Origin of the sequence: Sphingomonas sp. MJ1 (PH-R8), from assembly GCF_048058635.1 — a bacterium.
Taxonomy (GTDB): domain Bacteria; phylum Pseudomonadota; class Alphaproteobacteria; order Sphingomonadales; family Sphingomonadaceae; genus Sphingomonas.
In genome coordinates this window covers 101,498-114,239 of the sequence record NZ_JBBEFX010000001.1, presented here as the reverse complement: position 1 = coordinate 114,239, position 12,742 = coordinate 101,498, and the positions used below count along the sequence as shown (strand labels likewise).

The 12,742-nt window shown below is 67.1% G+C and carries 11 protein-coding genes; all 11 read right to left on the bottom strand.

The features are described 5' to 3' along the window. Positions 1-59: 59 nt before the first annotated feature. The 11 genes from VPH46_RS00580 to nuoF all read right to left on the bottom strand — a co-directional run bounded on the left by VPH46_RS00580 (position 60) and on the right by nuoF (position 12,742). The gene (locus tag VPH46_RS00580) at positions 60-848 is read right to left on the bottom strand and encodes a type III pantothenate kinase (RefSeq protein ID WP_416607915.1); all 789 of its coding nucleotides are present in this window, start codon (positions 846-848) and stop codon (positions 60-62) included. 41 nt (positions 849-889) lie between these two features. Beyond that, the gene (locus tag VPH46_RS00575) at positions 890-1,603 is read right to left on the bottom strand and encodes a biotin--[acetyl-CoA-carboxylase] ligase (protein WP_416608333.1); all 714 of its coding nucleotides are present in this window, start codon (positions 1,601-1,603) and stop codon (positions 890-892) included. Further along, positions 1,600-3,057 (bottom strand): NADH-quinone oxidoreductase subunit NuoN, encoded by a 1,458-nt coding sequence (nuoN, locus tag VPH46_RS00570; RefSeq protein ID WP_416607913.1) that lies wholly within the window; start codon positions 3,055-3,057, stop codon positions 1,600-1,602. The genes VPH46_RS00575 and nuoN overlap by 4 nt, the downstream gene beginning before the upstream one ends. Beyond that, a complete protein-coding gene (locus tag VPH46_RS00565; RefSeq protein ID WP_416607910.1) occupies positions 3,057-4,625 on the bottom strand; it encodes an NADH-quinone oxidoreductase subunit M in 1,569 nt (522 codons plus the stop codon). Before VPH46_RS00565 ends, nuoN begins: the two co-directional genes overlap by 1 nt. A 109-nt stretch (positions 4,626-4,734) precedes the next feature. Beyond that, positions 4,735-6,855 (bottom strand): NADH-quinone oxidoreductase subunit L, encoded by a 2,121-nt coding sequence (gene nuoL, locus VPH46_RS00560; RefSeq protein ID WP_416607907.1) that lies wholly within the window; start codon positions 6,853-6,855, stop codon positions 4,735-4,737. A gap of 7 nt (positions 6,856-6,862) precedes the next feature. Further along, complete coding sequence (gene nuoK / locus VPH46_RS00555) at positions 6,863-7,168, bottom strand: NADH-quinone oxidoreductase subunit NuoK (RefSeq protein ID WP_125960038.1); 306 nt, start codon at positions 7,166-7,168, stop codon at positions 6,863-6,865. Beyond that, on the bottom strand, positions 7,165-7,776 hold the full coding sequence (locus VPH46_RS00550) for an NADH-quinone oxidoreductase subunit J (RefSeq protein ID WP_125960039.1): 612 nt from the start codon (positions 7,774-7,776) through the stop codon (positions 7,165-7,167). The genes nuoK and VPH46_RS00550 overlap by 4 nt, the downstream gene beginning before the upstream one ends. Positions 7,777-7,903: 127 nt before the next feature. After that, the gene (gene nuoI / locus VPH46_RS00545; RefSeq protein WP_125960040.1) at positions 7,904-8,389 is read right to left on the bottom strand and encodes an NADH-quinone oxidoreductase subunit NuoI; all 486 of its coding nucleotides are present in this window, start codon (positions 8,387-8,389) and stop codon (positions 7,904-7,906) included. Then, a complete protein-coding gene (gene nuoH / locus VPH46_RS00540) occupies positions 8,386-9,441 on the bottom strand; it encodes an NADH-quinone oxidoreductase subunit NuoH (RefSeq protein ID WP_416607902.1) in 1,056 nt (351 codons plus the stop codon). Before nuoH ends, nuoI begins: the two co-directional genes overlap by 4 nt. After that, positions 9,438-11,438, bottom strand: a complete 2,001-nt coding sequence (gene nuoG, locus VPH46_RS00535; RefSeq protein ID WP_416607899.1) for an NADH-quinone oxidoreductase subunit NuoG — start codon at positions 11,436-11,438, stop codon at positions 9,438-9,440. Before nuoG ends, nuoH begins: the two co-directional genes overlap by 4 nt. After that, positions 11,438-12,742 carry an NADH-quinone oxidoreductase subunit NuoF gene (nuoF, locus tag VPH46_RS00530; RefSeq protein WP_125960043.1) on the bottom strand — a complete coding sequence of 435 codons (1,305 nt, stop codon included), beginning with the start codon at positions 12,740-12,742 and terminating at the stop codon, positions 11,438-11,440. Before nuoF ends, nuoG begins: the two co-directional genes overlap by 1 nt.

The following is a 12,742-nucleotide window of genomic DNA, read 5'->3' as shown; positions in this document are numbered from 1 at the left end:
CTCGCCGCCATCCCGCGACGAGGGGCCCGGCCGTGCCGGTACCACTTTGCAAAATCTCTTCAGGCTTTGGCGGCTATATGGGTTCTTGCCCACAGCATCGCCAGCCCTCGCAAGGTGAGGTCCGCCTCCACCACGTCGAACACCGGGGTGCGCTGTTCGAACAGGATGGCGAGGCCGCCGGTCGCGATCACCTTCACGGGGCGGCCGATCTCCTGCTTCAGGCGGGCGACCAGCCCCTCGATCATCGCGACATAGCCCCAATAGATGCCGATGTGCATCTGGCTGACGGTGTTGCGGCCGATCACGGTGGAATCCGCGGGCGCCTCGATCGCGATCCGGGGCAGCTTGGCGGCGGCGGTCACCAGCGCGTCGAGCGAGAGGTTGATGCCGGGGGCGATGATGCCGCCCTTGTAGGCACCGCGGAAGTCGACCACGTCGAAGGTGGTGGCGGTGCCGAAGTCGATGACGATCAGGTCGCCGGGATGCTCGGCATGGGCGGCGATGACGTTGAGCGCGCGGTCCGCGCCCAGGTTCTGCGGCTCGTCCACGTCGAGGGGGAAGCCCCAGGGGGCGGCGGGGCTGCCGGCGATCACCGGCTCCGTCCCGAAATATTTGCGGGCGAGCACCTGGAGGTTGTGGAGCGCGCGCGGGACTACGGTGCCGATCATCACCCCGTCCACGTCGGAGCGCTGGTGCCCCTCCAGCGCGAGCAACTGGCTAAGCCACACGGCGTATTCGTCGGCGGTCCGCCGGGGATCGGTCGCGATGCGCCAGCGCGCGTGGATGGTCTCGCCTTCCATCAGCGCGAACACGATGTTGGTGTTGCCGGCGTCGATCGCGAGCAGCATGGCGGCTTCTACCCTTTGGTTCGTGGCGGGCGCGCGGGCGATCAGGCCAGCAGCACGTCGCCTGCGTGCATGGCATGGCGCGTGCCATCGGCCAAGCGCAGCAGCAACGCTCCGTCGGAATCGAGCCCGTCGAACAGCCCGGTGACGCTGCCGCCGTCGGGCAGGCGCGCGGTGAGCGCGGTGCCGAGCGGATGGGCGCGATCGAGCCAGCGCTGGCGGACGGGCGCGAGCCCCTCCCCCCGCCAGCGGCCGAGCCAGCGCGCGAAGCCTTCCGCCAGCGTCTCCAGGAAGGCGTCGGGTGCGACCTGGGCGCCCTGGGCGGCGAGGCTGGTGGTGGCGCGGTCGGCAAGATCGGGATGGTGGGCGAGATTGACGCCGATGCCGATCACGACGATGTCCCCTGCCCGTTCCAGCAGCATGCCCGAAAGCTTGGCGCCGTCGACCAGCAGGTCGTTGGGCCATTTGAGCGCGAGCCCCCCCGCTTGCGGAAGGTAGACGCGCACCGCCTCATCCAGCGCGACGGCTGCCACGAAGGCGAGCGTGGATGCCGGGGGATCGGTGGGGCGCAGGCACACGACCGTGCTGGCGTAGCAATTGCCGGGAGGCGACACCCAAGGGCGGCCGAGGCGGCCGCGGCCGGCGGTCTGGCGCTCGGCACGCAGCCACAGGCCTTCGGATGCGAGACCGGCCCCAGCCAACGCCAACAGGTCGGCGTTGGTGGAGCCGGTCTCCGCAACGACGCGGATGGTCGTCAGAACAGCGACCGTGCCGCCGTCATGGTCCAGGCGCCGAGCGGGGCGAGCAGGAACCAGCCCACCGGCGAGATGAACACGGCGCTCGCCGCGAGCAGGCCGCCCTCGAAGCGATCGGTGCGGACGGCAACGCCCTCTGCCGGTGCGTCGAAGTAGAGCGTCTTGACGATGCGGAGGTAGTAATAAGCGCCCGGCACCGAGCCGATCACCGCAACCACCGCCAGCACGAACAGGTCGGCCTGCACCGCGGCGTTGAACACCTCCAGCTTGGCATTGAAGCCGAGCAGCGGCGGGATGCCTGCGAGCGAGAACATCATGATCGCGAGCGCAGCGGCGAGGCCCGGATGCGAGCGCGACAGGCCGGCGAAGCCCGCAATGGTCTCGATCGGACGACCCGCCACGTCGCGCATCTGCAGCACCACCAGGAAGGAGCCGAGCGTCATGACGATGTAGATCGCCATGTAGAACAGCACCGAGGCGACGCCCTCCGGCGTACCGGCAGCGAGGCCGACGAGCGCGAAGCCGACGTTGTTGATCGACGAATAGGCGAGCAGGCGCTTGATGTTGGTCTGGCCGATCGCCGCGACCGCACCGAGCACGATCGACGCGAGCGAGGCGAAGATCACGATCTGGCGCCAGTCGGCGGTCGCCGGGCCCATCGCCTCGACCGCGACACGCATGCCGAGGCCGATGGCCGCCACCTTGGGCGCCGAGGCGAAGAAGGCGGTGACCGGGGTCGGTGCGCCCTCGTACACGTCCGGGGTCCACATGTGGAACGGCACGGCCGACATCTTGAACGCGATGCCCGCGAACACGAACACCAGGCCGAACAGCAGGCCGAGCGAACGATCGCCGCCGACGTCCCCGGCGTAGGCCTGGGCAATGTCGACGAACAGGGTCGTGCCGCTGAAGCCGTACACCAGGCTGATGCCGTAGAGCAGGATGCCCGAGGCAAGCGCGCCGAGGACGAAGTACTTCAGGCCCGCTTCGGCCGAGCGCGTGTCGCGGCGCATGAAGCTGGCCAGGACGTACGCCGCAAGGCTCTGCAGCTCGAGACCGACGTAGAGCAGCAGCATGTCGCCCGCCGACACCATCATGCCCATGCCGGTGCACGAGAGCAGGATGAGGATCGGATATTCGGGCTTCAGGTTATCGCCGGCCGTTTGCGCGAAGAAGCGCGGAGCGACCATGATCGCGATCGCCGAGGCGGCGTAGATCAGCACCTTCGCGTACGCCGCGAAGGCGTCGGCACGGTACATGCCGCCGAACGCCGTCGTCCCCGACGAGGCCGGGCCGATGAGGGCGATGCCCGCGCCCACCAGGACGAAGACGGAGGCGATGCTGACCGCGCGGGTCGAGCGCTGCCCGCCCCAGGCGGCGACGAGCATCAGCACGATCGCGCCGGCCGCGAGCACGAGCTCCGGCAGGGTGGTCGCGAGTTGGGATGCGTAGCTCATCAGTGCGCCTCGGAGTGTGCAGGGGCGCCGTGCGCCGCTTCGCCGCCGTGCTCAGCCGCCGCGGCCGCAGCCGCTTCGGGGTTGCCGGGGGTGGGTCGGGAATCGCTGGCCGGGGTCGCACGTTCGATGCGGGCCAGCAGCGTGGTGACGTCGTTGCGCATCGGCGCCATGAAGCTTTCCGGATAGACACCCATCCAGAGCGCCACGGCCGCGACCGGTGCCAGCAGCGCGATCTCGCGCACCGACAGGTCCGGCATCGCCCGCACGTCTTCCTTGTCGAGCGGGCCATAGGCGACCCGGCGATAGAGGTAGAGCATGTAGGCAGCGCCCAGGATGATGCTGGTGGTGCAGATCAGCGCCGCCCAGGTCGACACCTGGTAGAGGCCGGCGAGGCTGAGGAACTCGGCGACGAAGCCGCTGGTCCCCGGCAGGCCGATCGACGCCATGGTGAAGAACAGGAAGAACACGGCGTAGCGCGGCATGTTTTCCGCCAGACCGCCGTAGCGGGCGATCTCACGGGTGTGCAGGCGGTCGTAGATGACGCCCACGCACAGGAACAGCGCGCCCGACACCAGGCCGTGGCTGAGCATCATGATCATCGCGCCTTCGATGCCCTGCCGGTTGAAGGCGAACAGGCCGATGGTCACGATCGCCATGTGCGCGACCGACGAATAGGCGATCAGCTTCTTCATGTCCGACTGCACCAGCGCGACCAGCGAGGTGTAGACCACCGCGATGGCCGAGAGCAGGAACACCAGCCAGGCGAGATCGCCCGAGGCGTCCGGGAACATCGGCAGCGAGAAGCGCAGGAAGCCGTAGCCGCCAAGCTTCAGCAGCACGCCCGCCAGGATGACCGAGCCCGCGGTCGGCGCCTGCACGTGCGCGTCCGGAAGCCAGGTGTGGACCGGCCACATCGGCATCTTGACCGCGAACGATGCGAAGAACGCCAGCCACAGCCAGGTCTGGACCTGCGGCGGGAAGTCGTACGCCATCAGCGTTGGGATGTCGGTCGTGCCGGCAACCGAACGCATGTAGATCATCGCGATCAGCATCAGCACCGAGCCGAGCAGCGTGTACAGGAAGAACTTGTACGACGCGTAGATGCGGTTCGCCCCGCCCCAGATGCCGATGATGAGGTACATCGGGATCAGGCCACCTTCGAAGAAGATGTAGAACAGCAGCAGGTCCTGCGCCGCGAAGGTGCCGATCATCAGCACCTCGGTAAGGCAGAAGGCGGCCATGTATTCCGGCACGCGATCCGTCACCGACTTCCAGCTGGCGCCGATGCAGATCGGCATCAGGAAGACGCTGAGCATGATCAGCAGCAGCGAGAAGCCGTCGATGCCGAGCGCCCAGTTAAAGCCGCCGACGTTGATCGGGCCTTCCACGAACTGCCACTGGGCGCCGCCGACGTCGAACGACGCCCACAGCAGGATGCCCAGCGCAAAGTCGATCAGGGTGGCGAGGAGCGCGATCCAGCGCGCCGCCTCCGCCTTGACGAACAGGCAGGCGATGGCCGCGATCGCGGGGACCGCCAGCATCACCGACAGGATCGGGAACTCCATCACTTCGCGAACCCCCGAACCACGATCGTTACATAGCCGGCCATTGCCGGACCCCCCATTGCTTGTTCGGCCATCCCGGTGCCGCGCACGGCCGGTGCGCTCGCGCCGCCGATCACGACGCGATCGCCCAGGTGACCGCCGCCGTCAGGCCGATCAGCATGACGAAGGCATAGGTGTAGAGATAGCCGGTCTGCATCTTCACCGCGACGCGGCTGCCCAATGCCACCACCGCGGCCGAGCCGTTGGGCCCGAACCGGTCGATGGTGCCCTCGTCGCCGCGCTTCCAGAAGAAGCGGCCGAGCGCGAACGCCGGGCGGACGAAGATGAGGTTGTACAGCTCGTCGAAGTACCACTTGCGCAGCAGGAACTGGTGCAGCGGACGCAGGGCGGTTGCCGTGCGGCGCGACGTTCCGGGCTTGAGCACATAGGTGACCAGCGCCGCCACGAAGCCGAGGATCATGACGATCGTCGCCGCCAGCTTCACCAGCATCGGCACCTCGTGCATCGCGTGCATCAGATGCTCGTTGAAGAACAGGCTGCCGCCCCAGAAGCGCGCGCCCTCCTCTGCCCCGATGAACCACGGGTTGAACACGAAGCCTGCGGCCACCGCGCCCACCGTCAGCACGATCAGCGGCACCAGCATCGGCAGCGGGCTTTCGTGCGGGTGATAGCCGCCGGTGCCGGCCGGAATCTGGTCCGCGTGCGCCGCAAGGGTCGAAGGCGCATGGCCTGCATCCTCGGCATCCGCGTGCACTTCCTGGCCGTGCGAGTCCGCGGCGGCATGGGCATGGGCGTGGTCGTCGTGACCGTGCGCGTCATGGCCATGGCCGTGGGCGTCGTGGAGCGCATGCTGGATGTGCTCCGACGCGGCCCAGCGGGGCGTGCCGAAGAAGGTCAGGAAGATCAGGCGCCACGAATAGAAGCTGGTCAGCAGCGCGGCGAAGGTCCCGACATAGAACGCCAGCGTACCGGTGCCGCCGGCTGCAAACGCCGCCTCGAGGATCGCGTCCTTCGAGTGGTAGCCCGCAAAACCGCCCACGCCGTAGATGCCCACGCCGGTGATCGCGAGCGTGCCCGCCATCATCGCCCAGAAGGTGAGCGGGATCGACTTTCGAAGGCCACCGTAGAAGCGCATGTCCTGCTCGTGGTGCATCGCGTGGATCACCGAGCCCGCACCCAGGAACAACAGCGCCTTGAAGAAGGCGTGGGTGAACAGGTGGAACATCGCCGCGCCATAGGCGCCGACGCCGGCCGCGAAGAACATGTAGCCGAGCTGCGAGCAGGTCGAATAGGCGATCACACGCTTGATGTCGGTCTGCACGAGGCCGATCGTCGCGGCGAACAGGCAAGTCGCGGCACCGACGACGGTGACGACGGTGAGCGCCGTCGGGCTCACCTCGAACATCGGCGACAGGCGGCACACCATGAAGACGCCCGCGGTGACCATGGTCGCCGCGTGAATCAGCGCCGACACCGGGGTCGGGCCTTCCATCGCGTCCGGCAGCCAGGTGTGGAGGCCGAGCTGCGCCGACTTGCCCATCGCGCCGACGAACAGCAGCAGGCAGAGGACGGTCATCGTATCGAAGCGCGCGCCCAGGAAGCCGATCGTCGAGCCGGCCATGCCCGGTGCCGCCGCCAGGATCTCCGGGATCGAGACGGTGCCGAACACCAGGAAGGTGCCGAAGATGCCGAGCATGAAGCCGAGATCGCCGACGCGGTTGACGACGAACGCCTTGATCGCGGCGGCGTTGGCGCTGGGCTTATAGTACCAGAAGCCGATCAGCAGGTAGGACGCGAGACCCACGCCTTCCCAGCCGAAGAACATCTGCACCAGGTTGTTCGCCGTCACGAGCATCAGCATCGCGAAGGTGAACAGCGAGAGATAGGCGAAGAAGCGCGGCTGCGACGGGTCCTCGCTCATATAGCCCCAGCTATAGAGGTGGACGAGCGCGGACACGCTGGTGATCACCACCAGCATCACGGCCGTCATCGCATCGACGCGCAGCGCCCAGGCGATGTCCATGTCCCCGGAAACGATCCAGGTGAACAGCGGCTCGACGTGCGGGACCTGCGTGCCCGTCATGAAGCCGATGAAGATCGGCCAGGACATGGCGCACGAGGCGAACAGCGCGCCCGTGGTCACGATCTTGGGAAATGCGGTGCCGAACGCACGGTTGCTCAGGCCCGCGATCGCGGCGGCCAGGAGCGGCAGGAGAACGATAAGCTGGATCACCGAATGATCACCCCTTCATCCGGTTGACGTCGTCGACCGAGATCGAGCCGCGGCCACGGAAATAGATCACCAGGATCGCGAGGCCGATGGCGGCTTCGCCGGCGGCCACGGTGAGCACGAACATCGCGAACACCTGCCCCACAAGGTCGCCCAGGTAGGAGGAGAAGGCCACGAAGTTGATGTTCACGCTGAGCAGGATCAGCTCGATCGCCATCAGCAGCACGATCAGGTTCTTCCGGTTGAGGAAGATGCCGAGCACGCCGAGCGTGAACAGGATCGCCCCCACGACCAGATAATGGATCAGACCGATCACAGCTCCACTCCCTGCCCGACGGGCTGATTGACGTTGCGGGTCGCGTCCTTGGAACGACGGTTGACCTGACGGCTGACGTTCTGGCGATGGCTGTCGGTGCGGTTGCGGTGCGTGAGCACGATCGCGCCGATCATGGCGACCAGCAGCACCAGCCCTGCGCCTTCGAAGACGTAGAGATAGCGCGTGTAGAGCAGGTGGCCGATCGCCTCGATGTTCGGGAGCGCGCCGTCGATCGGCGCGATGCGCCGGCCGAGCTCGATGCGGCCTGCCGACCAGGCGCCGACCGCGATCAGGATCTCGGCCACCAGCGCAACCGCGAGCACCAGGCCCAGCGGCAGGTAGCGGACGAAGCCCGCGCGCAGCTCCGCGAAGTCGATGTCGAGCATCATGACTACGAACAGGAACAGCACAGCGACCGCGCCCACATAGACGATGACGAGCAGCATCGCGATGAACTCGGCACCGACGAGCACCATCAGGCCGGCCGCGTTGAAGAACGCGAGGATCAGCCAGAGGACGGCGTGGACCGGGTTGCGCGACGTGATCGTCAGCGCCGCCGACACGATCACCACCGCGGCGAAGAGATAAAAGGCGAGTGTATGGATCACGGACGCGTTGGGCCCCCTGCCCTCCGTTCGCCCCGCGCGCTGCGCGAGGCCGGTTCACTTCTTGAGGAAGCAGCGCAGGGCCTCGACTGGCTCGGCCCGAACGGCATGAATTTCGAAGTCGCGCGCATTACCGGTACGGCGCGTCGCTCGCAAGGTTCGCGGCGATGGCGCGTTCCCAGCGGTCCCCGTTCGCGAGCAGCTTGTCCTTGTGGTAGATCAGCTCCTCGCGCGTCTCGGTCGCGAACTCGAAGTTGGGTCCCTCGACGACGGCGTCCACCGGGCATGCCTCCTGGCAGAGACCGCAGTAGATGCACTTGGTCATGTCGATGTCGTAGCGCGTGGTGCGGCGGCTGCCGTCCTCGCGCGGTTCGGCCTCGATCGTGATCGCCAGCGCCGGGCACACCGCCTCGCACAGCTTGCACGCGATGCAGCGCTCTTCGCCATTGGGATAGCGACGCAGCGCATGCTCACCGCGGAAGCGGGGCGACAGCGGGTTCTTCTCGTACGGATAGTTGATCGTCGCCTTGGGCTTGAAGAAATAGCGCAAGGTCAGCGCGTGGGCCTTGATGAACTCCCACAGCGTGAACGATCGGATTACCTGTGCGACGCTCATGCGGGCACTCCAACGCGGTCGAGCATGAGATACCCCGACACCATGAACACGAACAACAGCGACAGCGGCAGGAAGATCTTCCAGCCAAGCCGCATCAGCTGGTCGTAACGGTACCGCGGCACCGTCGCGCGAACCCAGCTGAACACGAAGAAGAAGAACAGGATCTTGGCGAACAGCCAGATGATGCCCGGCACCATGTACAGCGGCGCCCAATCGACCGGCGGCAGCCAGCCACCCCAGAACAGCGTCGCGTTGAGCGCGCACATCAGGAGGACGTTGGCATATTCACCCAGCCAGAACAGCGCGAACGCCATCGAGCTGTATTCGGTCTGGTAGCCGGCGACGAGCTCGGACTCCGCCTCGGTCAAGTCGAACGGCGCGCGCTGGGTCTCGGCCATGGACGAGATCAGGAACACGACGGCCATCGGGAACAGCAGCGGGTTGAAGCCGAAGCCGTTGATGAAGCCGAAGATGTGACCCTTCTGCTCCGTCACGATGGTCGAGAGGTTGAACGACCCGGCCCAGAGCACGACCGCGATCAGCACGAAGCCGATGGCGACCTCGTACGACACCATCTGCGCGGCACCGCGAAGCGCCGAGTAGAAGGGGTATTTCGAGTTGGATGCCCAGCCCGCGATGATGATGCCGTAGACGCCAAGCGACGAGGCCGCGAGCACGTAGAGCAGGCCGACGTTGATGTTCGAGAGGACCACGCCCTCCTGGAACGGCACCACCGCCCAGACGATCAGCGCCACCGAGAAGGTGATGATCGGCGCGAGCAGGAACAGGCCCTTGTTCGCGCTGGTCGGGATGATGGTTTCCTGGAGGAACACCTTCAGGCCGTCCGCGAAGCTCTGCAGCAGGCCGAAGGGGCCGACCACGTTGGGGCCACGGCGCAGCGCCATCGCCGCCCAGATCTTGCGATCGGCGTAGATGATCATGGCGACGGCCAGCATCAGCGGCAGCGCGATCAGCAGGATCGAGACGACCGTGCCGACGAACCACGCCCAGTCGTAGGGAAGCCCTACGGTATTCTGAAAGAACGAAGTCACTCCGCGGCCTCCGCGAAATCCTGGCCATGGACCAGTTCAGCCGAGCAGCGCTGCATCGTCGGGCTCGCGCGGCAGATGGCGTTGGTGAGATAGAAGTCGGCGATCGGATAGGTCACGCTGCCTTCGGCACGCGCGTCCAGCACCGGCGGGTTCCAGTCGTAGCGGACCAGCCCCTCGGTGGCGAGCGCGGGCACTTCGGCGAACATCGCCGCGCGCAGCCCCTGGAACGTGTCGAACGGCAGGGTCGCGCCGAGCCGATCCGAGAGCGCCCGCAGGATCGTCCAATCCTCGCGCGCGTCGCCCGGTGCGAACACCGCCGCGTCGCCACGCTGCACTCGCCCTTCCAGGTTCACATAGGTGCCCGCCTTTTCGGCGTAGCTCGCACCCGGCAGGATCACGTCCGCATGGTGCGCGCCCTTGTCGCCGTGGTGGCCGATGTAGACCTTGAAGCTGCCCGCAAAGGCCGAGAAGTCCACCTCGTCGGCGCCCAGGAAGAACACGAGCTTCGGATTGGCGGCGACGATATCGGCGATGCCGCCTGCTTGCGCGAAGCCGAGCATCAGCCCGCCCATGCGTGCCGCCGCGGTGTGGACGACGTTAAAGCCGTTCCAGCCATCGCGAACCAGATTGCCGTCGGTGGCAAGCTTGAGCGCGGCCGCATGACCGTTCTTGAGCGCGCCCGGGCCGACGATGACCATCGGCCGCTCGGCCGCGTCCAGCGCCTCTGCGGCGCGGTCGGGAAGACCGCCCAGCAGCGACAGGTCCTCGCCCAGCCACTCGACCTTGTAGGTCAGGTCCGTCTCCGGCCCGATCGCGAACACGCGCGCGCCGCGCTTGATCGCCTTGCGCACGCGGGTGTTCACCAGCGGTGCCTCATGGCGGAGGTCGGTGCCGACCAGCAGGATCGCATCGGCCTGCTCGACGCCCGCGATGGTGGTGTTGAACGCCACCGCGCCGAGGTTCGAGACGTCATAGGCCATGCCGGTCTGGCGGCCCTCGATCAGCGACGAGCCCAGGTTGCGGACCAGCGCCTTGGCGGCGAACATCGTCTCGCAATCGAGCAGATCACCCGCGATCGCGGCGACGCTGGAGCCGGCGTTGACGGCGGCGATCGCATCGAACGCCTCGTCCCACTCGACCGCGACCAGCTTGCCGTCGCGGCGGACGTACGGGCGGTCGAGCCGCTTGCGCACCAGACCGTCCACCGCGTGGCGGGTCTTGTCGTGCGCCCACTCCTCGTTGACGTCCTCGTTGATGCGCGGCAGCGCGCGCAGCACCTGGCGACCGCGGCTGTCGAGCCGGATGTTGGTGCCGACCGCGTCCATCACGTCGATGGCGAGCGTCTTCTTGAGCTCCCAGGGCCGCGCTTCGAACGCATAGGGCTTGGAGGTCAGCGCACCGACCGGGCACAGGTCGACGACATTGCCCGAGAGCTCGCTCGACACCGCGCGTTCGAGGTAGGAGGTGATCTGCATGTCCTCGCCGCGATAGATCGCGCCGATTTCCTCCACGCCCGCGACTTCCTCCGCAAAGCGGACGCAGCGCGTGCACTGGATGCAGCGGGTCATCACCGTCTTGACGATGGGGCCCATGTACTTCTCGGTCACGGCGCGCTTGTTCTCGTCATAGCGAGAAATGCCGCGGCCATAGGCGACCGACTGGTCCTGCAGGTCGCACTCGCCGCCCTGATCGCAGATCGGGCAGTCGAGCGGGTGGTTGATGAGCAGGAACTCCATCACGCCTTCGCGCGCGGCCTTCACCATCGCGCTGTCGGTGCGGACTTCCTGGCCGTCGGCGGCCGGAAGCGCGCACGACGCCTGCGGCTTGGGCGGCCCGGGCTTCACCTCGACCAGGCACATGCGGCAGTTGCCGGCGATCGACAGGCGTTCGTGGTAGCAGAAGCGCGGGATTTCCTTGCCCGCGATCTCGCACGCCTGGAGCACCGTGGCGCCCTGGGGGACCTCTACTTCGATCCCGTCTACTTTGAGCTTCGGCATTACTCGGCAGCTTCCATCATCGGTTCCAGCCCGCCGCCGCGCTTCTCGAGGATGCGGCGTTCGATTTCGGGGCGGAAGTGTCGGATCAAGCCCTGGATCGGCCATGCCGCCGCGTCGCCGAGCGCGCAGATGGTATGGCCTTCGACCTGCTTGGTGACCTGTTGCAGCGTGTCGATCTCGGAAATGTCGGCGTCGCCGGTGCGCAGCCGCTCCATCACGCGCCACATCCAGCCCGTACCCTCGCGGCACGGCGTGCACTGGCCGCAGCTCTCGTGCTTGTAGAAGTACGACAGGCGGCTGATCGCGCGGACGATGTCGGTGGACTTGTCCATGACGATGATCGCCGCGGTGCCCAGGCCCGAGCCCAGCGCCTTCAGGCCATCGAAGTCCATCGGCGCGTCCATGATCTGCGCCGCCGGCACCAGCGGCACGGACGAGCCGCCCGGGATCACCGCGAGCAGATTGTCCCACCCGCCGCGAATGCCGCCGCAATGCGTCTCGATCAGTTCGCGGAAGGAGATCGACATCGCCTCCTCCACCACGCACGGACGGTTCACATGGCCGCTGATCTGGAAGAGCTTGGTCCCCTTGTTGTTCTCGTTGCCGAAGCTGGAGAACCACTCGGGACCGCGCCGCAGGATCGTCGGCGCGACCGCGATCGACTCGACGTTGTTGACCGTCGTCGGGCAGCCATAGAGGCCCGCACCGGCCGGGAACGGCGGCTTCAGGCGCGGCTGGCCCTTCTTGCCTTCCAGGCTCTCCAGCATCGCGGTCTCTTCGCCGCAGATGTAGGCGCCGGCACCGCGGTGCACGAAGACGTCGAAGTCATAGCCCGAGCCGCAGGCGTTCTTGCCGACCAGGCCGCGCGCGTAGGCCTCGGCCACGGCTGCGAACAGCGTCTCTGCCTCACGGATATATTCGCCGCGGATGTAGATGTAGGCCGCCCGCGCGCGCATCGCAAAGCCGGCGACCAGCGCGCCCTCGATCAGCTTGTGCGGATCGTGACGGATGATCTCGCGGTCCTTGCACGAGCCCGGCTCGGACTCGTCGGCGTTGATGACCAGGAAGCTCGGCCGTTCCGGCGTCGGGTTCTTGGGCATGAAGCTCCACTTCATGCCGGTCGGGAAGCCTGCGCCCCCGCGGCCGCGCAGGCCCGAGGCCTTGATGCGATCGATGATCACATCCGGGCCGAGCTGGAGCAGCGCCTTGGTATTGTCCCAGTCGCCGCGCTTGATGGCGGCGTCCAGGTTCCACGGCTGGAAGCCGTAGACGTTGGTGAAGATACGGTCCTTGTCCGCGAGCAC

Bases quoted from the DNA above. Each gene is read 5' to 3' on its own strand.
- VPH46_RS00580 (WP_416607915.1), bottom strand. From the start codon at position 848: ATGCTGCTCGCGATCGACGCCGGCAACACCAACATCGTGTTCGCGCTG.
- nuoN (WP_416607913.1), bottom strand. From the start codon at position 3,057: ATGAGCTACGCATCCCAACTCGCGACCACCCTGCCGGAGCTCGTGCTC.
- nuoI (WP_125960040.1), bottom strand. From the start codon at position 8,389: ATGAGCGTCGCACAGGTAATCCGATCGTTCACGCTGTGGGAGTTCATC.
- nuoG (WP_416607899.1), bottom strand. From the start codon at position 11,438: ATGCCGAAGCTCAAAGTAGACGGGATCGAAGTAGAGGTCCCCCAGGGC.